23 protein-coding genes and 2 riboswitches are annotated in these 22,326 nt (G+C 35.4%); of the genes, 13 read left to right on the top strand and 10 right to left on the bottom strand.

All coding sequences use genetic code 11. The features are described from left to right. Window positions 1-4 precede the first annotated feature (4 nt). Entirely contained in the window at window positions 5-793 is a 789-nt protein-coding gene (gene nagB / locus BWGOE10_RS20320) for a glucosamine-6-phosphate deaminase (RefSeq protein ID WP_070144731.1), read from the top strand. Continuing rightward, the gene (phnF, locus tag BWGOE10_RS20315; RefSeq protein ID WP_078172874.1) at window positions 723-1,454 is read left to right on the top strand and encodes a phosphonate metabolism transcriptional regulator PhnF; all 732 of its coding nucleotides are present in this window, start codon (window positions 723-725) and stop codon (window positions 1,452-1,454) included. The genes nagB and phnF overlap by 71 nt, the downstream gene beginning before the upstream one ends. Before the next feature lie 73 nt (window positions 1,455-1,527). Here phnF and BWGOE10_RS20310 read toward each other — a convergent pair whose 3' ends face one another. Next, complete coding sequence (locus BWGOE10_RS20310; RefSeq protein WP_070144730.1) at window positions 1,528-2,346, bottom strand: Cof-type HAD-IIB family hydrolase; 819 nt, start codon at window positions 2,344-2,346, stop codon at window positions 1,528-1,530. A gap of 165 nt (window positions 2,347-2,511) precedes the next feature. Here BWGOE10_RS20310 and glcT point away from each other — a divergent pair, with 165 nt between their 5' ends. From glcT to ptsP, 4 genes are all read left to right on the top strand, one after another. Continuing rightward, window positions 2,512-3,360, top strand: coding sequence for a glucose PTS transporter transcription antiterminator GlcT (glcT, locus tag BWGOE10_RS20305; RefSeq protein WP_002160625.1), 849 nt, complete (start codon window positions 2,512-2,514; stop codon window positions 3,358-3,360). A 340-nt stretch (window positions 3,361-3,700) separates the two neighbouring features. Continuing rightward, the gene (ptsG, locus tag BWGOE10_RS20300; protein ID WP_070144729.1) at window positions 3,701-5,764 is read left to right on the top strand and encodes a PTS glucose transporter subunit IIABC; all 2,064 of its coding nucleotides are present in this window, start codon (window positions 3,701-3,703) and stop codon (window positions 5,762-5,764) included. Window positions 5,765-5,899: 135 nt separating this feature from the next. Further along, the gene (gene ptsH / locus BWGOE10_RS20295; protein WP_070144728.1) at window positions 5,900-6,163 is read left to right on the top strand and encodes a phosphocarrier protein HPr; all 264 of its coding nucleotides are present in this window, start codon (window positions 5,900-5,902) and stop codon (window positions 6,161-6,163) included. Then, window positions 6,163-7,875 carry a phosphoenolpyruvate--protein phosphotransferase gene (gene ptsP / locus BWGOE10_RS20290; RefSeq protein ID WP_002160626.1) on the top strand — a complete coding sequence of 571 codons (1,713 nt, stop codon included), beginning with the start codon at window positions 6,163-6,165 and terminating at the stop codon, window positions 7,873-7,875. Before ptsH ends, ptsP begins: the two co-directional genes overlap by 1 nt. A gap of 86 nt (window positions 7,876-7,961) precedes the next feature. Here the strand turns inward: ptsP and BWGOE10_RS20285 are convergent, their stop codons facing one another. From BWGOE10_RS20285 to BWGOE10_RS20275, 3 genes are all read right to left on the bottom strand, one after another. Then, window positions 7,962-8,327: a DUF3915 family protein gene (locus BWGOE10_RS20285; protein ID WP_002160627.1), complete on the bottom strand. Its 366-nt coding sequence runs from the start codon at window positions 8,325-8,327 to the stop codon at window positions 7,962-7,964. Between the two features lie 196 nt (window positions 8,328-8,523). Then, window positions 8,524-8,742, bottom strand: coding sequence for a hypothetical protein (locus tag BWGOE10_RS20280; RefSeq protein ID WP_002160628.1), 219 nt, complete (start codon window positions 8,740-8,742; stop codon window positions 8,524-8,526). 234 nt (window positions 8,743-8,976) lie between these two features. Next, window positions 8,977-9,594, bottom strand: coding sequence for a nitroreductase family protein (locus tag BWGOE10_RS20275; RefSeq protein WP_002160629.1), 618 nt, complete (start codon window positions 9,592-9,594; stop codon window positions 8,977-8,979). Window positions 9,595-9,924: 330 nt separating this feature from the next. Here BWGOE10_RS20275 and BWGOE10_RS20270 point away from each other — a divergent pair, with 330 nt between their 5' ends. The 4 genes from BWGOE10_RS20270 to BWGOE10_RS20255 all read left to right on the top strand — a co-directional run bounded on the left by BWGOE10_RS20270 (window position 9,925) and on the right by BWGOE10_RS20255 (window position 13,660). Next, entirely contained in the window at window positions 9,925-11,217 is a 1,293-nt protein-coding gene (locus BWGOE10_RS20270; RefSeq protein WP_070144795.1) for a GGDEF domain-containing protein, read from the top strand. A gap of 91 nt (window positions 11,218-11,308) precedes the next feature. Next, complete coding sequence (locus tag BWGOE10_RS20265) at window positions 11,309-12,439, top strand: serine hydrolase domain-containing protein (protein WP_070144727.1); 1,131 nt, start codon at window positions 11,309-11,311, stop codon at window positions 12,437-12,439. 4 nt (window positions 12,440-12,443) lie between these two features. Then, window positions 12,444-13,322 (top strand): NAD(P)-dependent oxidoreductase, encoded by an 879-nt coding sequence (locus tag BWGOE10_RS20260; protein WP_070144726.1) that lies wholly within the window; start codon window positions 12,444-12,446, stop codon window positions 13,320-13,322. Between the two features lie 5 nt (window positions 13,323-13,327). After that, a complete protein-coding gene (locus BWGOE10_RS20255; RefSeq protein WP_002122159.1) occupies window positions 13,328-13,660 on the top strand; it encodes a DUF3909 family protein in 333 nt (110 codons plus the stop codon). A 213-nt stretch (window positions 13,661-13,873) separates the two neighbouring features. On the opposite strand, the gene BWGOE10_RS20250 is transcribed toward BWGOE10_RS20255, so the two are convergent. The 6 genes from BWGOE10_RS20250 to BWGOE10_RS20225 form a co-directional block, all read right to left on the bottom strand. Next, a complete protein-coding gene (locus BWGOE10_RS20250) occupies window positions 13,874-14,149 on the bottom strand; it encodes a hypothetical protein (RefSeq protein ID WP_002014891.1) in 276 nt (91 codons plus the stop codon). 318 nt (window positions 14,150-14,467) lie between these two features. Continuing rightward, window positions 14,468-14,980 (bottom strand): 1,2-dihydroxy-3-keto-5-methylthiopentene dioxygenase, encoded by a 513-nt coding sequence (locus BWGOE10_RS20245; protein WP_070144725.1) that lies wholly within the window; start codon window positions 14,978-14,980, stop codon window positions 14,468-14,470. Continuing rightward, entirely contained in the window at window positions 14,958-15,596 is a 639-nt protein-coding gene (locus tag BWGOE10_RS20240) for a methylthioribulose 1-phosphate dehydratase (RefSeq protein ID WP_070144724.1), read from the bottom strand. Before BWGOE10_RS20240 ends, BWGOE10_RS20245 begins: the two co-directional genes overlap by 23 nt. Beyond that, the gene (locus BWGOE10_RS20235) at window positions 15,593-16,252 is read right to left on the bottom strand and encodes a 2-hydroxy-3-keto-5-methylthiopentenyl-1-phosphate phosphatase (RefSeq protein ID WP_070144723.1); all 660 of its coding nucleotides are present in this window, start codon (window positions 16,250-16,252) and stop codon (window positions 15,593-15,595) included. Before BWGOE10_RS20235 ends, BWGOE10_RS20240 begins: the two co-directional genes overlap by 4 nt. After that, on the bottom strand, window positions 16,249-17,493 hold the full coding sequence (gene mtnW, locus BWGOE10_RS20230) for a 2,3-diketo-5-methylthiopentyl-1-phosphate enolase (RefSeq protein ID WP_070144722.1): 1,245 nt from the start codon (window positions 17,491-17,493) through the stop codon (window positions 16,249-16,251). Before mtnW ends, BWGOE10_RS20235 begins: the two co-directional genes overlap by 4 nt. A gap of 64 nt (window positions 17,494-17,557) precedes the next feature. Continuing rightward, window positions 17,558-17,663: riboswitch (SAM riboswitch) on the bottom strand. A 64-nt stretch (window positions 17,664-17,727) separates the two neighbouring features. Then, window positions 17,728-18,906, bottom strand: coding sequence for a pyridoxal phosphate-dependent aminotransferase (locus BWGOE10_RS20225; protein WP_070144721.1), 1,179 nt, complete (start codon window positions 18,904-18,906; stop codon window positions 17,728-17,730). Between the two features lie 14 nt (window positions 18,907-18,920). Between BWGOE10_RS20225 and BWGOE10_RS20220 the strand changes: the two genes are divergently transcribed. From BWGOE10_RS20220 to mtnA, 3 genes are all read left to right on the top strand, one after another. Beyond that, complete coding sequence (locus tag BWGOE10_RS20220; protein WP_070144720.1) at window positions 18,921-19,784, top strand: carbon-nitrogen family hydrolase; 864 nt, start codon at window positions 18,921-18,923, stop codon at window positions 19,782-19,784. Between the two features lie 71 nt (window positions 19,785-19,855). Further along, window positions 19,856-19,996: riboswitch (SAM riboswitch) on the top strand. A gap of 90 nt (window positions 19,997-20,086) precedes the next feature. Beyond that, window positions 20,087-21,268 carry an S-methyl-5-thioribose kinase gene (gene mtnK, locus BWGOE10_RS20215; RefSeq protein WP_070144719.1) on the top strand — a complete coding sequence of 394 codons (1,182 nt, stop codon included), beginning with the start codon at window positions 20,087-20,089 and terminating at the stop codon, window positions 21,266-21,268. After that, window positions 21,265-22,320 (top strand): S-methyl-5-thioribose-1-phosphate isomerase, encoded by a 1,056-nt coding sequence (gene mtnA / locus BWGOE10_RS20210; RefSeq protein ID WP_070144718.1) that lies wholly within the window; start codon window positions 21,265-21,267, stop codon window positions 22,318-22,320. The genes mtnK and mtnA overlap by 4 nt, the downstream gene beginning before the upstream one ends. Window positions 22,321-22,326: the final 6 nt, after the last annotated feature.

Raw genomic sequence — 22,326 nt, 5'->3', positions numbered from 1 at the left:
TTAGATGAATATTCTTGTTGTAAAAACTCCAGAAGAATTAGCAGAAGCAGGTTATAAGTTAATTAAAGAGGTTGTAAAATCAAAAGAAAATCCAACTTTAGGAATGGCTACAGGAAGCTCTCCATTAGGTATTTATGCAGAAATGCGAAAAAATAAACTTGATACAAGTCATACAACCACTGTAAACTTAGATGAGTACGTAAATTTACCACACGAAGATAAAAACAGCTATCACTATTTCATGCAAGAACAGTTGTTTGATCATCTTCCATTAAAACAAACTTATGTACCGAATGGGATGGCAAGTGATTTAGAGGAAGAGTGCAAGCGTTATGAAGGCATTCTAGTAGCTAACCCAGTTGATTTACAGATTCTTGGAATCGGTGAAAACGGTCACATCGGATTTAATGAGCCAGGAACACCATTTAATTCTCCAACTAACATTGTAGAATTAACAGAATCTACGCGCCAAGCAAACCTTCGCTTCTTTGAAAATGAAGAAGATGTGCCGACTCATGCGATTACAATGGGAATTGGAAGTATTATGAAAGCGAAACAAATTCTACTTGTTGCTATGGGATCTAAAAAGGCAGAAGCTATTAAAGAATTATTGCAAGGTGAATATAGTGAGGCGTGTCCTGCTACAGTTTTACAACGTCATCCGAATGTAACCGTAATCGCAGATCCAGAAGCTCTATCTTTATGCAGTGAGGCGATTGCTGATGAACATCGACAAGTATTCACCATTTCCGATCTATTATCAGATTCAAGAGTGGGTGAAACAGCTAATTGAGGAAGGCGAATGGAAGCCGGGAGATAAAATTCCATCTGAGAATGAACTTTGTGATAAGTTCGAAGTGAGTCGTATGACAATCAGACAGGCGATTAATAACTTAGTGGAACAAGGTTATTTATACCGGAAACGTGGGATTGGAACGTTCGTCCAACTTCCGAAAGTGGAGCAAAAGTTGCAAGGAATGACGGGATTCACAGAAGATATGATTTCTCGTGGTATGAAACCGAGCAGCCAGTTATTAAGTTTCCGCCTAGTTCCAGCTACTGCTAAAATAGCAGACCGGTTGAGAATACAAGAGGGAGAATCGGTTTATGAAGTGAGGCGTACGCGCTTAGCTGATGACGAACCGATTGCATTTGAGACGACATATTTGTCGCCAACTCTTGTGAAAGATATTAACGAAGAAATATTGCAACAATCTTTATATGAACATTTAGAGAAAAAACTGGGCTTTAAGCTTGTTCGCGCTACTCAATCAATTGAAGCTTCAATTGCAACGGATAATGAAGCTGAACATCTGCATATTCCTAAAAAGGCGCCTGTACTTGTAATGCGTCAATGGTCATATTCAGAAGGTGAGTTACCGTTAGAGTATGTGAAATGTATTTATCGTGGTGATCGTTACAAGTTTATTACGAACATCGCACGTAACAAGTAATATATTTCAGTTTGTGAAGTACAGTGAACTTTGATGTTTTCAACATGTAAAGAAATAAAAATACGACTCATCCTTATAAGGATCGAGTCGTATTTTTATTTGCTTCTTCATTATAAACAAGCACTTGGTTAACGGCATCTTTGACAGCATCTACTACATAGTGAGCGTGCTCTTTTACCGCGTTATCAGCTTGAGACATAGCAAAACTATGAGGAGTTAAAGAAAACATTGGAATATCATTGTAAGAATCCCCTATGCATGCAACCTCCTCTGGTTGTATTTGAAACTCTTGTAATAAAACAGAAATAGCAGAACCTTTACTAATATTTGGTGGCATTACATCTAAACATTGTTCAGCTGAAATAAAAGTACTAACTTTTCCATGGAATTTTTCATCGATCTTTTTTTGAAGGAGTTGTAAGTTTTCTTTTGTTCCACCGATAGAAATTTTATTTGGAAAAATTGTATCATCGATTTTCTGTAATAAATTTGGTTCTTCAACAGAAGTCATTGTTACTTGTTTTTCGAGTTCATGAATAAAAGGTGTCTTTTCTTCAATATAGTAATTATGCTCATCACTTACATAACGGAAATAAGGGTCTTGATTTGTCATAGCTAGTAAATCAGGAAGAATGCTGGAATCAAAAGTTGCGGACAATAGTTGCTTATTTTCATTTGTGTATACAAACACACCGTTTACACTAATACGATGGAAATTTGTATTTACAGCTTTCATTAAGTCTGCGATTTCATTATCAAGTCGTCCAGAAGCGAAGCAAAGAATAACATTTTGCTCAGCAAGACTGCGAAGTGCCGCAACATCCTGTTCATCAATCAGACCTCCGTGCTGCATCATTGTACCGTCAATATCACTTACAAACATTTTAATCATGTTGCTGTCTCCTTTCTATGTACAGTTGCTCTTACATTATACGCATCATATACAAACATGTCTAAAAAATGAATTTTTATCAAATGGTAGATGTTTTACATTGACGACAAAGAAGAATGTTCTGTAACATAAAAGTAGGCTATTTAAGTACGAGGGTGGTGTTATATGAGTAATTATCTAGAAATTAAAAAAGTTTTAAATAATAATGTCATCATTGCTAGCCATCCTGAACACGAGGAAGTAGTAGTGATCGGTAAAGGAATTGGATTTGGAAAAAAGGCTGAAGATGTGTTGGAGCAAGAACAAATTGAGAAAATGTTTGTTTTAAAAAATGAACGTGATCGAGAACAATACAAACTTTTAGTGCCACATGTGAGTGAAAAGCTAATTGAATTGATGAATGATATTATGTTATACATTCAAGAAAAAGCGGAGTCTCCATTAAATGAACATATTCATATCGCTTTAACAGATCATATTTCTTTTGCAATTAAAAGGCTAAAACAAGGACTTACAATAGATAATCCTTTTTTAGTTGAAACGAAAATGCTATATCCAGAGGAATATGAAATTGCTGAAGGAGTTGTGCAACTTTTAAATTCTCGTTTGCAAATTACATTGCCAGAAGGAGAAGTTGGCTTTATCGCACTCCATATTTACAGCTCGCTTACAAACTCTGATTTATCTTCTGTTAATCAAAATTCCCGTCTTATTGCACAACTTGTTTCTTTAATTGAGATAAGCCTACAAATTACATTAGACCAAGAAAGCATTCATTATTTACGCCTTATTCGTCATTTGCAATATGCTATTGAACGGGTGAAAAAAGGAGAAAAAGTAGAAGAAGCACAAAGTTTTGCTGATTTATTAAAGGCAGAATATCCAGTCTGTTATAACTTAGCTTGGAAGCTAGTTAAGGTAATGCAAAAAGAATTACAACTTCCTGTTTATGAAGCGGAGAGTATTTATTTAACGATGCATTTACAACGATTAGTGAAAGCAGAACATGTGTAAAAAGACATATATTTTTGTCTAAAATGAAAACGTTAAAAAAAATGATTGAATCGCTTACAATAGTTATGTATAATAACTAATGCAAAGTTATACACAATTCGACAAACAAATTAAGGTAAATAACGAAAACGTTTGCTTTAATTATAGTGAACTTATACGTAATCCTATTTTTGACACGTGTTACTGATTCGATCAGGCATGAGTGGAGAAAAGCTGGGAATGTAAGCTAAAGAAAGGGACATACTACCCTTTGTATAGCTATCGTTCTATCTTTTTTTTCCTCATGCCTTTTTGGCGTTTGTCGAAAAGTATCAATATAGATAAGAGAGGAAGGGTTTCCATGTTTAAGAAGATCTTTGGTGTTCTTCAAAAAGTCGGAAAAGCGCTTATGCTTCCAGTAGCGATTTTACCGGCAGCAGGTATTTTACTTGGATTTGGTAATGCATTTCAAAATCCACAACTAACAAATGTTATTCCTGCTTTAAAAGCAGATTGGTTCGTAATGGTTGCAAAAATTATGGAACAATCTGGTGATATTATTTTCGCTAACCTTGCGCTATTATTCGCAGTTGGGGTAGCAATCGGTTTAGCTGGTGGAGACGGAGTAGCTGGTTTAGCAGCGTTCGTCGGCTACTTAATTATGAACAAAACGATGAGTGTGTTCTTAGAAGTAGATAAACTAGTGAAAGTAACAAGCACTGGAACAGATCCAGTGAAAATTGGATTTTCAGATCCAGCATATGCAAACGTATTAGGAATTCCAACGCTGCAAACAGGAGTGTTTGGTGGTATTATCGTCGGGATAGTAGCGGCATATTGTTATAATAAATACTTCAACATTGAATTACCATCATACTTAGGTTTCTTTGCAGGTAAGCGTTTCGTACCGATCGCAACTGCAACATTCTCTTTAGTAGTAGGTATTATCATGTGCTTCATTTGGCCATACATTCAGGGTGGCTTAAATACGTTCTCACATCAAATGATTGATGCAAATAGAACGATAGCAGCATTTATATTCGGTTTAATCGAACGTTCATTAATTCCATTTGGATTACATCATATTTTCTATTCACCGTTCTGGTTCGAATTCGGTCAGTATACAAATGCAGCTGGCGAATTAATCCGTGGTGACCAAAAAATCTTTATGGCACAGTTAAAAGACGGCGTAGAATTAACAGCTGGTACATTTACAACTGGTAAGTATCCGTTCATGATGTTCGGTCTTCCAGCAGCAGCTTTAGCAATGTACCATGAAGCACGTCCAGAAAATAAAAAATTAGCAGCTGGTATTTTAGGATCTGCTGCATTAACATCTTTCTTAACAGGTATTACAGAACCGCTTGAATTTTCATTCTTATTCGTAGCACCAGTATTATTCGGAATTCATGCAGTATTCGCTGGTCTATCATTTATGACAATGCAAATTTTAGGTGTTAAAATTGGTATGACATTCTCTGGTGGTTTAATTGACTTCATATTATTCGGTGTACTACCAGGTCGTACGGCATGGTGGTGGGTAATTATTGTTGGTCTTGTACTAGCAGTTATTTACTACTTCGGATTCCGTTTCGCAATCCGTAAATGGAACTTAAAAACACCTGGTCGTGAAGTAGCGAATGCTAATGAAGGCGCAGGGAAAACAGAAGCAGGAGAACTTCCACGTGAAGTATTAGTAGCACTTGGTGGTAAAGAAAACATTGCTTCGTTAGATGCTTGTATTACTCGTTTACGCGTTCAAGTTAACGAACAAAAAAATGTAAATAAAGACCGCTTAAAAGAGCTTGGAGCAGCCGGTGTACTTGAAGTTGGAAATAACATTCAAGCTATTTTCGGACCGAAATCTGACACATTAAAATCACAAATTCATGATATTATGTCAGGTCGTACACCTCATGTTGAAAAAGAAGCGCCTGTAAAAGCGGAAGAAGCTCCTCAACAGGTTGATGAAAATGAAACAATCGTTTCACCAATTGAAGGGAAAATCTTACCGATTACAGAAGTACCCGACCAAGTATTCTCAGGGAAAATGATGGGAGATGGATTTGCGATTGAGCCAACAGAGGGAACAGTAGTTTCTCCGGTTAATGGTGAGATTGTAAATGTATTCCCTACAAAACATGCGATTGGTATTCAGTCTGAAGGCGGAAAAGAAATTTTAATCCACTTCGGTATTGATACTGTAAAATTAAATGGTGAAGGCTTTGAAGCGCTTGTAGCACAAGGTGATAAAGTGAAGCAAGGACAACCATTATTAAAAGTAGATCTTGCATTTGTAAAAGAAAATGCACCATCTATTATTACACCAATCGTCTTTACGAATTTACAACAAGGGCAACAAGTCGAATTGAAAAAAGATGGAAATGTTAAGAAGGGCGAAAACGCTATTATTGACATTCATTAGGAATTTGACGCAAAATGTTTATAATTATAATAGGCGATGTGGTTGACCGAACATCGCCTATTATATACAATAGATGATGTAGTACTCACGTCTATACAACTAAAAAAATACTGTATTTAAAGGAGATAAATTATCATGGAAAAAATCTTTAAAGTAACTAGCGACTCAGGAATTCATGCTCGTCCAGCAACTCTACTTGTAAACACTGCAAGCAAATTTGGTTCTGACATTAACTTAGAGTATAACGGAAAAAACGTTAACTTAAAATCAATCATGGGTGTTATGTCTTTAGGAATTCAACAAGGCGCGGAAATTAAGGTCACTGCAAATGGTGATGATGCAGCTCAAGCACTAGCAGCTATCGAAGAAACTCTGAAAAACGAAGGATTAGGAGAATAATGACTCTTAACATTCAAGGGATCGCTGCATCAAGTGGGATTGCTATTGCAAAGGCTTTCAGACTTGAGAATCCTGAATTTAACATTGAAAAGAAATCAATTACAGACGAAGCTGCTGAAATTGCACGCTTAGACGCTGCGCTTGAGAAAGCAAAATCTGAACTAGAAGCTATTAAGGACCATGCTTTTGCTGAGCTAGGTGCTGATAAAGCTGCTATCTTTGAAGCGCATTTATTAGTATTAAATGATCCAGAATTAGTAAATCCAGTAAAAGATAAAGTAAATGGCGAAAAAGTAAATGCTGAATTTGCAATGGATGAGGTTGCATCAATGTTTATTTCTATGTTTGAAAACATGGATAACGAATACATGAAAGAACGTGCTGCGGATATTCGCGACGTAACAAAACGTGTTCTTGCACATTTACTAGGAATTAACTTCTCAAATCCTGGTACAATTTCTGAAGAAGTAATCATCATTGCTGAAGATTTAACACCATCTGATACAGCTCAGTTAAACCGTGAGTATGCAAAAGGTTTCACAACTGATATCGGTGGACGTACATCTCACTCTGCAATTATGGCTCGTTCTATGGAAATTCCAGCTGTTGTTGGTACGAAAGTTGTTATGGAGAAAATCCAAAACGGCGATATCGTAATCATTGACGGTTTAGATGGAGAAGTAATTGTAAACCCATCTGAAGAAACTCTTCGTTCTTTTGAAGAAAAGAAAGCGAAATTTGAAGAGCAAAAAGCTGTATGGGCAAAATTAAAAGACCAAGCAACTGTAACAAGTGATGGACATCACGTTGAGCTTGTTGCTAATATCGGAACACCAAATGATGTACAAGGTATTATCGATAATGGCGGAGAAGGTGTTGGTTTATACCGTACAGAATTCTTATACATGGGCCGTGACAATCTTCCAACAGAAGAAGAGCAGTTCGAAGCGTATAAAGCAGTTCTTGAAGGTGTAAAAGAAGATCAACCAGTCGTTGTTCGTACACTTGACATCGGTGGAGATAAAGAGCTTCCATACTTACATTTACCAAAAGAAATGAACCCATTCTTAGGATACCGTGCAATTCGCTTATGTCTTGATGAGCAAGATGTGTTCCGTACACAACTTCGTGCATTACTTCGTGCTAGCGTATACGGTAACTTAAAAATTATGTTCCCGATGATTGCAACTCTTGATGAGTTCCGTCAAGCGAAAGCAATCTTATTAGAAGAGAAAGAAAGACTTGTAGAAGCGGGTACAACTGTTTCTGATTCTATTGAAGTGGGGATGATGGTTGAAATTCCAGCTTCAGCAGTATTAGCAGATCAATTCGCAAAAGAAGTTGATTTCTTCTCTATCGGAACAAATGACTTAATCCAATACACAATGGCTGCAGACCGTATGAACGAACAAGTAGCTTACTTATACCAACCGTATAACCCATCTATTTTACGTCTTGTAAAAATGGTTATCGATGCTGCTCATAAAGAAGGCAAATGGGCTGGTATGTGTGGTGAGATGGCAGGAGATTCACTTGCTATCCCATTATTATTAGGATTAGGTTTAGATGAGTTCAGTATGAGTGCAACATCAATTCTTCCTGCAAGAACACAACTAAGCAAGTTGTCAAAAGCAGAAATGGAAACTTTAGCAGAAAAGGCATTAATGATGTCAACTGCTGAAGAAGTTGTTGAATTAGTTAAAAGCATATAAGTATAAAAAAACCTGAGTCGATTTGAAATCGGTCTCAGGTTTTTTTGCTACATATACCTTAGGTGATTTTATTGATTAAACTTATCTTAAAGAGCAATTGCGATAACATCCTCTGGGCAAACACGTAAAATCCCTTCAAATCTATCGTCATTACGATTGTTTCCATTCTTATCATCTTTGTTGTTGTCTTTGTCGTCATCTTTTCTTAATTGAGAGAATAGAGCAACACCGTTACAGAACCCCTCAAAAACTAAATTGCGGAATGTTGCATTTCCTTTTAGTTTAAGAAGCGAAACCTCAGTTCCTATAGAAAGATGTGCAAGCACGTTACATACAGCATGTCGTTGTGGTCTAATTTCTTCTTTCTCTTTCTCACGATGGTTGTGGTTGCGCTCTCTTTCATGATGATGACATTCTCTAAAGTTATCACAGCATCCAAATGATCCAAACATAATCCTCATCACCCCCTTCACACTTATAATCTATGTAAGTTCGGCAGTCGGTGACTGGACAGATAATGGAAATTTTTCTAGGGGATTTTCTCATTTTAAATGACTAGATGGGTATTTAGTATGGAATGATGTTTAAAATAGGGGAAATGTCACAAAAAAATGTAAAGACCACCGAAATGAATGAAATAGGTAGCCTTTACACTTTTTTGCTTTTATATAAAACGATGATATATACAGGAAGAGCTAAGAGTAGTGGTGCAATGGATCGTACAGTATGTTTTTCTGCTTCTAATTGTAACGCTTCTTCTTTTGGGAATTGTAACACTGATATGTTTGCAGCATCGCCAATAAAATATAGCAGTAGTACAGTTACTATGTAACTTAAAAGTGCGATAAAGCTTCCGTATGAACTCAATGAAAATCCCTCTCTTGTTATTTATTTGTTATCATTGTATCACAATTGTAACAAAAATACACGGTTATATTTTGATACTTTAACAAATTTCGACACAAAACGCCATATTTGTTTATGGGGATAGCATGAAAATTACGATTTCTCTATGTATAGATGTCGAATAATACATTGTAATATTACGGATGTGTGACAGAATATAAAAAAACGAAGGTAATGAAATTACCTTCGTTTTTATTATTTCGCCCATTCACTTACTTGTTCTACGCTCATGCGTGGTGCAGGATGACCTTTTAAAGTTGATTCACCAATTGTAATAAGCATAATTGGTACGTGACGAGATGAAACATTAAATTCTTCCATTAGTGCTTGTGGGTTGAAACCACCAATTGCGCAAGTATCCCAGCCAGTTGCTTTAGCAGCAAGCATAAGTTGCATTGCTGCTAAAGCAGCATTTGAAAAGGCAGCATCTCTTGGGAATTGCTCACGAGCATATGCAGATTCAATGTTTTTAGCTAAGCGTTCTTTTGCTTCTTCTTTCATAAATCCTTGTTCTACGATTGGACCATAAACGGGTTCAACGTTTTTATAAGCTTCTAAATCACCTAAAATAGCGACTACTGCAGAAGCATCAAGAATTTGTTGTTGGTTATAAGCAATTGGATGTAATCGTTTTTGTACATCTTCGCCTTGGAAAACAAGGAATTTCCAGTGTTGCAGGTTCCAAGCAGAAGGTGCTTGAGCAGCTGCTTTTAAAATTTCGTGTAATTCTGTAGATGAAATTTCTTTTTCGGGGTTGAATGCACGTGTAGATGTGCGTTCATATAAAACGTTAAAAAAGTCACTGTTTGTCATTATATATCCTCCAAATTACATATCAGCTTAATTTAAAATACATGTAATATATTCTACTTACATTTTGTAAGTTATTGAATTTAAGAATATAATAACTTTATTTTAATTGTCAAGTTTTAAGTGCTAAGGAGGGCATTCATACAAACGATACAATTCCTACAATCATACACTAAAAAAGGAATTTATTGAGTAAAAAGGCGAAGATAACATTCTCAATTAGCTTGTTAATATGTATCCCTCACTAATCGAATTTTTTTGAGAACAATCTTTTATAAAATGATTGTGAGGAATTCAGTAAAACAAGATATATGAAGTGAGTGAAGACTAGTGATGAACATACTACATTTTTTATTAGAGAATACTGTTTTCCAAAATGTATTACAAGATCTTCAGTTGAATGTCCTTTATATAGAAGATGGATGTACACATCAACAAACGATAGAAAATGTCCATCCAAAGTGTATGTTTATAGCAAATAGTTTTGAAGAAGGAGAAATATTGTTTCATAGAACTAGACCGCATATTGTAATTATGTATGTAACAGATGTTGATCAAATAAAATATATAAAGAATATATATGATTCACGGAGTACATTCATTATCATTTGGGATCAACAGATAAACAGTGAGTTTGCAGATTTACTAATGTTAGGAATACGTAATATTGTTATAGCACCAGTAACCCCACAAGTGGTACTAGAGGAAGTGAATAAGAGTTTATATCAACTTTCTTTAGTGCAGCAAGTAGGTTTACAACAAGAATTGCTTCAAACGATGTTTGATTTTCAAAATGATTTATTATTTGTAGTAGAAGATGATGAGATTGTTGATTGTAATACGAATTTTTTACAATTCTTCGGATATGATAATTTATTTACGTATCGCGAACAACATTTAGTGTTTGCAGAACATCTTATTAGAGAGAACGGATATTATTCGACGACTCACGATATAACATGGTTGGATGATACTTTATCAAATGGAAGAAGAATTAAAATGTACAATCATGAAGGAGAAGCATTGACTTTTCTATTACGTGCGATACCATTACCAGAAGACTTATCGCGATTTATAGTAAAATGCACAGAGATTACAGAATTAGATGAAATCTATCAAGAGCAAGAAAGACTTGCAATGATAGATTCATTGACAGAAATATATAATCGTTTGAAATTCCAACAAATATTGGAGAAAGAGTGGGAGAATGTAATACGTAACGATGAAAAAATAGCACTTATTTTGTTTGATATAGATAATTTTAAATCAGTAAATGACACATATGGTCATGATTTTGGCGATTTAGCATTAGTACAGCTTGCAGATCTTATGAAATCTAAAGTTGAAAATCAACATATATTTGCAAGGTGGGGAGGAGAGGAATTTATAATATTAGTGACAAATACGGTAGAAAAAGAAGCGTTTCAAGTTGCGGAGTCATTACGATTTTTTATTGAAACAAAGCAATTCTCTGGAATTTCAAAGTTAACAGCGAGTTTTGGAGTTGCGTTACATGAGAATGGGATTACTAAAGAAGAATTAATGCAAAGAGCGGATATTGCATTATATGAAGCAAAAAAAAATGGGAAAAATCAAGTATGTATATATAGGAAAGAAAAAATGTGATTTTTCGCAACAAATTGTTGCGATTTTTTTTTATTACCTGATAATAGAATATGGGGGACCATTTTAAATGAAGTAACGACGGAGGAACAATATGATAAAAAAAATAATGGTTATGGCTTCACTGTCTGCTGTAGTTTGCGGCGGAGTATACTATTTTCTCTATAGTCCCGATCCAAAGGAACAAGCAGTATTAACAACAAAGGTAACTCCTGCTATTGAGTCAGAGGTACAAGATAATATGAAAGAAGTACAAAAAATTGATTATGCTAGTATATCTCAAAAGTTAGATCAGTATTTATTAGGAAAGCAATTTAATGGGACAGTTTTGGTGACAGATAAAGAGCATGTTATATTAAATAAAGGATATGGATATGCTGACGTTCAAAATAAAATAGAAAATACGCCTCAAACAAAATATCGTATCGGTTCTATTACGAAAACGGTTGTTGCTACATCCGTTTTACAGTTACAAGAACAAGGGAAGTTAAATATCCAGGATAATGTAAATAAATACATTCCTTCATTTCCAGCAGATAAAAACATTACGTTATATCACTTGTTAACGCATACATCTGGTTTACCGGAAAGTGGGAAAGGAAAGGTTAATGTAGCTTCACGTATCAATTTAATAAATTGGATTGGAAGTCAAAAGTTAGATTTTCCACCAGGAACAGGTTGGAAGTATACGGATTATAATTATATGGTACTTGCTTATATTATAGAAAATATAACGAAAAAGCCTTTAGGAGATTATATAAAAGAAAATATATTTACAAAGGCAGAGATGCATGAATCAGGTATGGGAAATATGGTGCCTGGAGATAAAAACTTCACGAAGGGTTATGTGAAGAAAAATCAAGAACTTGTACCAGCGCAAAAATTAGGGATGGACTGGTTATATGGCTCTGGTGAGATGTATACGACAGTAGGGGATATGAAGAAATTAGATGAAGCGATTATAAATGGAAAGCTTCTTTCTGAACAAAGTATACAAGCGATGTTTACACCTTCACAAGAAAGAAAATATGCATTTAGCTTTTACATATATCCTGATTTTTTCCATAACCATGGTGTACTATCTGGTTGGAATACGTTTAATAATTTCAATAAAGAAAAAGGAACGTTTGTTATTTTATTCTCAAATGTGAAAAATAGTTTGGATGATGATTTTAATAAGGAATTTCGGAAGATGGTAAATGATTTATTAGAACAAAGGGGATGAGAAGATGGAGAATAAAAATTTATCAATAGGTTTCATTGGTATTGGTGTGATGGGAAAAAGTATGGTTAACCATTTAATGCAAAGTGGTTATAAAGTATATGTATATAATAGAACGAAGGAAAAGGCGGATTCTTTAGTGCAAGAGGGTGCGACTTGGTGTGATACACCGAAAGCGTTAGTAAAGCAAGTTGATGTTGTTATGACGATGGTTGGTTATCCTCATGATGTAGAAGAAGTGTACTTTGGGATAGATGGAATTTTAGAACATGCAAATGAAGGTACGATAGCAATTGACTTTACAACATCTACACCAACATTGGCAAAACGTATTAATGAAGTCGCGAAAAGCAAGAATATATATACATTAGATGCACCAGTGTCTGGAGGGGACGTTGGGGCTAAAGAAGCTAGACTAGCAATTATGGTCGGTGGAGAGAACAGAATATATGATATTTGCTTACCTCTATTTGAAAAACTAGGAACAAATATTCAGTTGCAAGGCCCTGCTGGGAGTGGACAACATACAAAAATGTGCAATCAAATTGCAATTGCTTCTAACATGATAGGAGTATGTGAAGCGGTAGCGTATGCGAAAAAGGCTGGACTTAATGCAGATAAAGTATTAGAGAGTATTTCGACAGGAGCAGCAGGTAGCTGGTCATTAAGTAATTTAGCTCCTCGAATGTTAAAAGGAGATTTCGAACCTGGTTTTTATGTAAAGCATTTTATGAAAGATATGAAGATTGCTTTAGATGAAGCTGAAAAATTACAATTACCAGTACCGGGTTTAACCTTAGTGAAGGAATTGTATGAAGAGCTAATCGCAGATGGAAAAGAGAATAGTGGAACACAAGTATTATACAAAAAGTATATAAGGGGGTAAATGAGATGGATCTCCAAAAGTTTGACGAGATGATTGATGCTGTGCAACGAGCAACTTGTGTACAGATTAATGATAAGCAAAAAGAAGCTTTTAAACAAAAATACGATTTTGGACCAGATTTTGAATATGGAAGAGATGAGAAAGGGCATTATGTTATCCGAACCTCGAAAAAGATGTTAGAGGAAATGGAGTTTTATTTGGCATTGAAATATGATCGGGATGGAATTGCCCTTTATATGCATGCTGAGATTGAAGGGACATGTCATGTATCCGTTAGCTATAGTGAAGATGCACTTCATTTGCAAGAATTGTTTCAATTTCTAGAAGAAAATAAATAAAAAGTCCTCATTTGAGGACTTTTTATTTATTTAGGCAGGCATAATATTTAAGTTGGATAATTTATCCCGCATTAACGGGCAGTAAAACTCCCACCTCAAAATTCAGCTGGAGCAGAGAAGTTAGGTGGGAGATCAACTGCCCGTAAACGCCCGATTGGTGAAGACTAATAATCAGTGGGGATGAACAAAACCCCCACTGATTAAAGTTTCACTTTATAGGCTGGAAGCGCGACGGCATCTTTCAATTGGGAATGGAATAACTTGTGCAATGTGATTAGGGCCGAGCTGTTTCGCGCGAGCATGGCGTAGTATATAAAATGCGCACAGAATAGAAACAGGAATAGCACCATATAAACCAAAAAATAAAGCGCTTACACATGATGCGACAAAACCTAAAACACCAACTTCTAATTCTTCCATAATAGCTCCTAAAATGACAGGAATAGCTCCGCATGTAACTCCTAGTATAAGTGCGATAAGTAAACTCATGATTATCCCCCTCTGTTTGCAATATTCTTTTCCTTCTTATTAGTTGTAGTATATCACACGTAAAACAGAATTTTCAGAAAAAAATCAAAAAAGTTCAATAAATGTTCAAAAAATATTCCGAAATGTACTTGATAAAGTGGAATTATGATTCGAGATATTTGATTTTAACAAACGAAAGGGACAAATCATTTTAGTAAATAAAAAATCAGGCTTACTTCAATGTTATGAAATAAGCCTGTTCCATAGGAGGATGTATATATGTAGAGTGAATAAAAGATTGGAAAAGGGGTTCCAAGTTCTTTTATTCAACTAGCTACCTTAATAAATTGGAACCCAACCTTCTGTTGTAACAAAAATACGAATAGCTACAACTTGGCGATCATCTTGTAAGGTAAAATAGTGTCTTGCATTTTCAGGCACAGATATAAGATCACCAGGCTCAAGTTCAACGTCAAAGAATCGACCATCTTTTCCTTCAATAGCGAAGATGCCATGACCGCTGACAATAAAGCGAACTTCATCGTCAGTATGATGGTGTTCTTTTTGGAAATTAATTAATAACTCGTCGAGGTTAGGTGTGCTATTTGAAAGTGAAATCACATCATATGCTTTATAACCTCTGCGCTCTGAAACATCAGCAATTTCTTTTGAAAACAACGTTAATATTTCAGCTTTGTTTTCATCTGTTAAGGAGTAATTTTCTTTTAAATGAGTAGGAAGTTTAGAAATATTCCATTTCTCATATAAAACATCTGCTCCTTGTAGAAAGTTTGATACTTCTACTTCATTTTCAATACGAGTATTTTCCTCATGAATACGAATTTGCGCCATTAGAAACGCCTCCTTGAATTGATAATAATTTTATATGAAATTGGAATAAAAACTCATAAGCCTCTAATCTTTTTTTTGCATCAAAGCTATCACGGCCCCATACGGTAATGCCATGGTTTCGAATTAATATTGCCCCTGAATCTCCTTGTATATGCTTTCGGAATTTCTCTCCAAGCGTCGGGATATGAGCATCATTTTCGATAATAGGAATGTTAATCGTTGCACCTTCTTCCCAAATATCAAGAGCTTTAATAATCTCTTGATTTTGAAGGGTGACTTTATCGCTATACAAATTTGTGATGACATTATTATCAGTTGTATGAACATGAAGTACGCACCCGGCATTCGTACTGTTATAAATATGTGTATGCAATATTGTTTCTGCTGAAGGGCGTAACTCAGTTTCTAAAACGGGAACTCCTTGATGATTTACTAATATAAAATCATCTGGAGTGGTTTTTGTTTTATCTTTTCCACTTGCTGTAATAAGAAAAGTAAGGGGATCATGACTGACTTTTATAGAAATATTTCCACTTGTTGCTGGAAACCAATTCCGAGTTGTTAATTCTTTTTTTATTTCACTTAAGTCATACCATTGACGAAAAAGTTGTTTCATGATTTCACCTCCAACAAATGTTGTAATTCGACTTGAATATCGTGAAATGTGTTAAAGGATGTATAAGCAATATGATTTTCTTCACATTTTGTAATAAGGAAGTCACGGGCAAATACTTTATCTGCTTGTTTTGCTGCTTGTAAATCAGTAATGGAATCTCCTATCACAATATGAAAATCATCTTTAGAGCTTAGTTTCCGAATTAATGATGATTTACAGAGACCGCAACTATGCTGACATTGCTCGTCACAAGGGTGCGGCCATTTAACTCCAATAAATTCTCCTGAAAAGTCAGTTGCATTACAATAAATTTGTTCTTTAGGGATTATTTCTTGTAAGAGTGGATAGACGAAGAAATCCATTCCACCTGATATAACGTAAAAGGAAATGTTATTTTCATTAATAAATTGTATGAATTCATGAAAACCTGTACGGATTTCAGCAGTTTCTTGTAAAAACTGAATAATATCATCGTGTAGATTAATAGGTATTAATCGAAATAATTGAGAAACACCTTCTTGAATAGAAAGTTCTTGCGATAAAATTTTTTGCTTTATTTCCTCTGCTTCTGGTGGTGCGAATTTTTCCATAATGGACATGATATTATCGTTATTTGTAATCGTACCATCGAAATCACAAAATACTTGAATACTCATAATTTCACCTCATGGGAAGGATTTCCCCATATTTGTAGTGCGCTATGCAAATTTATTTCATCCACTTCATGGAGTGGTTTACCTTGTAAAGTAGCTTCAATTGCAGCACGGAAAGCTTTGCCACCACCTTGAGCTCCATTTGGATGTCCATGAATCCCGCCGCCGGCATTAATAACAACATCCTTACCAAAATCTCGTAGAATAAAGGGAACGAAACCAGGATGAATTCCAGCAGATGGAACAGAAAAACTTTTCTTGAAATAGTGGTCTTCCTCAGTTAATGCTTCTGTAATGAGAAGAGCTTCCTCTTTTTCTAATGCAACGTTGCCGTATGGTGATGGGAATAAAGAGAAATCAGCACCAGCGTAACGTAGTAATTTTCCAAGTAGTAATGGAGAAGAGAACCCGTATAGTTTCGATGACGAATATGCGCCACTTACAGCAGGGTGTGCCATAATAGGAATTGGAATTTCATCGTCTTCTACAAGTGATTGCAGTACATCTAATCCATAAGAAAATACATTAAATAAAAGAATGTCTGCTCCAGCTACCACCGCACGTTTCGCGTTCTCTTTTAAATCATAAGTTCGCCCTGTTAAATTTACTGCGTATAAAGTTTTATGTCCGTAAGTTTCGTATACAGATTGTAAAACTTCTTTCCCAGATTCAATTCTTTTTGTAAGTGGTGTTAATGAGTTTTCGAATAAAATTTCATCATCTTTTACAATATCTACGCCTCCAATTGCCTGATCGCGTAGTTGAGTTTTTAAATATCCAATATTCCGTCCTATCATCCCTTTGAAAATGCTCATTAGAAGAGGGCGATCTTGAACTTGTAAAAGGTTTCTGATGCCTTCAATTCCAAATTTCGGTCCAGGGAACTGTTTCTTTAATTCGTCTGAGAATGTTAAATCAATTAGTTTAATTTCCCCATCTAACGAAAGTTTTCCAAATGTTGTTGTCAAAATGGCTGGTAAGTCTGGGCTGAAGTTCAGCGATGGATAATGAATTTTAATGATTCCACGTGATACTTTTTTGCCAAGATAAGAGTTAATATGTTCTTGTTCGTCTAACTCTTCAATATGAATGACATTGCCTTTATGTTGTTTTAATTGTTCTTGTAATAAGTGTGGTAAATGAGTCCACGAGCCAATTGTTAAACCAATTGCAATTTGTTCCGCTTTCTTTTCTAAGTTGTGAGAATCATCGTGGATTAAATATGTCGCTATAATTCCGCTCATTGTTATAACCTCCTAGTTAAATAAAAAAACCTCTCAGCTAAGGAGAGGTTTTTTTACAACCAGCTCCTTATCTGTCAGCGTAACGCTGCGAGAATTAGCACCGTGTCTACAATTGTAGATCGGTTGCCGGGTTTCGTCGGGCTCGTCCCTCCACCTGCTCTTGATAAGAAGTATTTAGAAATGTTTAAATTTTTAAGATAACTGAATTTTGTCAGAAATTTTTCATGTTGTCAATTACTTTTTGAAAAAATTTAATTTATCAATTCGATTAATTGCTTCTCGTAATCTATCTTCTGTATGCAAGAGACCAACACGGACATACCCTTCGCCGTGCTCACCAAATCCAACACCAGGAGCAACTGCAACGTGTGCTTTTTCTAGCAAAATATCAGAAAATTGCTCAGATGTATATCCTTCTGGTACAGGAAGCCATGCAAAGAATGATCCGGTTGGAATATCTACATTCCAACCAATTGAGTGACAAGCTGAAATAAGAGCGTTTCTCCGAGATTCATAACTATTAACAAGTTCTACCACACAAGACTGCGAGCCTAATAGTGCTTCGCGGGCAGCATCTTGAACTGCACCAAAAATACTAACATACATATGATCTTGCAATAGGTTAATTGTTTCGATGACACTTTCATTCCCCACTGCAAAAGCAATACGCCAGCCAGCCATATTGAAAGTTTTTGACAAAGTATAAATTTCAATTCCTGTATTTTTGGCGCCATCTGCTTGCAAGAAACTAACAGGCTTTTGATCATCAAATCCGATAGCACCGTAAGCAAAATCATGAACAACTAATATATTATGTTTATTAGCAAAATGAATGGTTTCATCAAAGAAATCTTTTGATGCAGTAGCACCGGTAGGATTATTAGGATAGTTTAAAAACATTAACTTTGCTTGCTTGGCAATAGAGTCATCAATTTTCGTATAATCCGGTAAAAAATAATTTTCTGCAATAAGCGGCATTGTTTCAAAGTGCGCTTTTGCTAAAGCAATTCCGGATAAATAGTCTGGATAGCCTGGATCTGGAACGAGAATGGTATCACCAGGGTTTGTAAAACAAATTGGTAATTCTACTAATCCAGCTTTTCCACCAAACAAAATAGCAACTTCAGTTTTTGGATTTACTACTACATCATATTCACGTTGATAGAATGTTGCCACGGCTTCTTTTAAGCTTTCATGTCCGCGAAATGGCGGATATTTATGATGAATGGTCTTTTCGGCAGCATGTTGTAAAGCTTTTACGATATGCTGCGGTGTTGGTTGATCTGGATTTCCTTGACCTAGATTAATAACATCGTGACCAGCTGCAACGACTTTGTTAACTTTTGCAACAAGTGAAGCGAAAAATTGTGTCGGCAATGATGTTACTACTTCGGAAGGTTGAAAATTTTTCATACTTTTCACCTCTTTTGAAAGTTGTTACAATTCTAGTGACAAATGATATAATCTTTCCAGTATTTTGTAAAGAAAAAATTAGGAATGGGGCGGACAAAATGAAAGTCGCATGTATTCAAATGGATATTATCTTTGGAGATGTAGAAAAAAATATTGAGAATGCCAAAAATAAAATAAGCGAAGCGATGAAGGAAAGACCAGATGTTATCGTCTTACCAGAATTATGGACAACAGGATATGATTTAACAAGACTTTCTGAAATTGCAGATATGGATGGATTGGAAACGCAAGAAATGTTGAAAGAATGGTCGAAACAATATGGTGTACATATTGTTGGTGGTTCCATAGCGAAGCAAACAGAGCAAGGTGTTACAAATACAATGTATGTTGTAAACAATGAAGGGAATCTAGTCAATGAATATAGTAAAGTACATTTATTTCAGCTTATGGATGAACATAAATATTTAGTAGCTGGTAATGAGACAGGTGAATTTAAGCTAGATGATGTAGAGTGCGCTGGCACAATTTGTTATGATATTCGATTTCCGGAGTGGCTGCGTGTTCATACTGTTAAAGGTGCAAAAGTTTTATTTGTTGTAGCAGAATGGCCATTAGTTCGTTTAGCACATTGGCGTTTGCTATTGCAAGCAAGAGCAGTTGAAAATCAGTGTTATGTTGTTGCGTGTAATAGAGCAGGAAAGGATCCGAATAATGAGTTTGCAGGTCATTCTTTAATTGTCGATCCTTGGGGAGAAGTTGTAGTAGAGGCAAATGAAGAAGAATCAATTTTATTTGGAGAGCTTACATTGGAGAAAATTAAAGAGGTACGTAAAGGGATTCCAGTTTTTGCAGATCGCCGTCCAGAATTATACAAATAAAATGTTGACAAGTGATTTTTATTCTTGTTATAGTCTTCAACATAAAGTTAAAAATTCAAAAAAATATACAACTCTTATCAAGAGCAGGTGGAGGGATTTGGCCCGATGAAGCCCAGCAACCGACCGTAATACCATTGTGAAATGGGGCGTTTATGACGCCAAAAGGCACGGTGCTAATTCCAGCAGAAAGTAAAATTTCTGGCAGATAAGAGGGGAGAAGATAAACTTCAAACCTCTTTCTTAGTGGAAAGAGGTTTTTCTGCGTTAGAAAAACCTCTGAATTTAAAAAGGAGGAAAAGACGATGGGATATTATTCATTAACAGAAGTAACAGCTGTACAATATGCGAAAGAACATGGATATTTTGAAAAGAAAGCGAATGTAGTTTGTCATGAAATCGGAGATGGAAATTTAAATTACGTGTTCAAATTAGATGATGGAGAGAGATCAATTATAATAAAACAAGCACTTCCATATGCGAAAGTAGTTGGTGAGAGCTGGCCGTTGTCTATAAAAAGAGCAACGATTGAAAGCAAGGCATTACAAATTTTTGCGAAGTATGTACCAGATTATGTTCCGGTAGTGTACAGTCATGATGAAGAGTTAGCAGTTACAGTAATAGAAGACTTATCAAGACTAACAATTACAAGAAAAGGATTAATAGATGGAGAAGGATATCCACTTTTATCCCAGCATATCGGTCGTTTTCTAGCACATGTTTTATTTTATACTTCAGATTTCGGTTTACAGTCAGAAGAGAAAAGGGTACTAGAAGGTACATTTGTAAATCCAGACCTTAGTAAAATTACAGAAGATTTAGTTTTTACTGATCCGTTTGGACATTACGATACGAATGATTATGAGTCAGATTTACAGTCAGTGATTGATGAACTTTGGAGTGACAAAACTTTAAAACTAAAAGTAGCACAATATAAATATAAGTTTTTAACGAGAAAAGAAGCGCTCATTCATGGTGATTTACATACTGGTAGTATTTTTTCATCACCTTCTGAAACGAAAGTGATTGATCCAGAATTTGCAACGTACGGTCCATTTGGATTTGATATCGGTCAATTTATTGCAAATCTATTATTAAATGCTTTATCTAGAGAAGAAGAAAAGAGAAGTGTACTATTTTTCCATATAGAAAAGACATGGAGTTATTTTGTAGAAACTTTTACGAAGTTATGGATTGGAGAAGGTGTAGAATCATATACGAAAGAAAAACAATGGTTACCAATTATTTTGCAAAATATCTTTACTGATGCCGTCGGGTTTGCCGGATGTGAACTGATTCGCAGAACAATTGGCTTAGCTCATGTAGCGGATTTAGATGGAATAGCAAATAAAGAAAAAAGAATTCAAGCTAAGAAGCAAGCGCTGTACTTAGGAAAAGAACTAATAAAATATGAATCTAAGTGTGCTGATATTCAACTGTTTCGAACATTATTTCAACAGACAGTTTCAGGAGGCATAAAAGCATGAGTACAATTGTAACTGTTCCGAGATCTGTAAGTTGGAAAGGTGATGCAATTGCGGTATTAAATCAAACAAAGTTGCCTCATAGTACAGAATATAAAACGTTGACGACTATTGAAGAGGTATGGAAAAGTATCATAATGTTAGAAGTACGCGGAGCGCCTGCAATTGGAATTGTAGCTGCATTTGGTTTGGCGCTTGCAGCAAAAAAATATAATACTTTACATATTGAGGAATTTCAAAAGAAGTTTAATAGAGATTGTAACTATTTAGGGACATCACGCCCGACGGCAGTCAATTTATTTTGGGCAATTGATCGCATGAGAGAATCTATTCGAGAGATTACTACAATAAAAGAAGCACAAAAAATATTAGAGGAAGAAGCACTTCGTATTCAACAAGAGGATGAAAAGGTGTGCCGAAGTATTGGAGAACATGCTTTAACATGTTTTAAAGACGGTGATAAAATTTTAACAATTTGTAACGCTGGAAGTATTGCAACTGCTAGATATGGAACAGCATTAGCCCCATTTTATATTGGGAAAGAGAGGGGTGTACGTTTACATGCGTATGCATGTGAAACGAGACCGGTTTTACAAGGTAGTCGTTTAACGACATGGGAATTGAAGCAAGCAGACATTGATGTAACGCTTATTACGGATAATACTGCAGCACATGCAATTCGAACGAAAGAAATTAATGCGATTATCGTAGGGGCAGATCGAATCGTTGAAAACGGTGATACTGCTAATAAAATAGGAACATTAAATTTAGCTATATTAGCAAAGTATTTCGGTATCCCATTTTATGTTGCAGCACCGTTATCTACATTTGATACTACGAAACAAACAGGTGCTGAAATTGTCATTGAAGAAAGAGATGAAACAGAAGTTACGAAAATTTTTGGGAAACAAGTGGCGCCAATTGGAACGCCTGTATTTAACCCTGCATTTGACGTAACACCGCATGAATTAATTACAGGAATTATAACTGAGAAAGGTATTTTACGTGGAGATTATAAGCAAGAAATTACATCATTATTTGAAAAAACAAGCTAACTGCGC

The organism is Bacillus mycoides, assembly GCF_001757995.1.
GTDB lineage: Bacteria > Bacillota > Bacilli > Bacillales > Bacillaceae_G > Bacillus_A > Bacillus_A mycoides_B.
The sequence above is the reverse complement of the archived record's forward strand: the minus strand, read 5'-3'. Positions and strand labels throughout refer to the sequence as shown.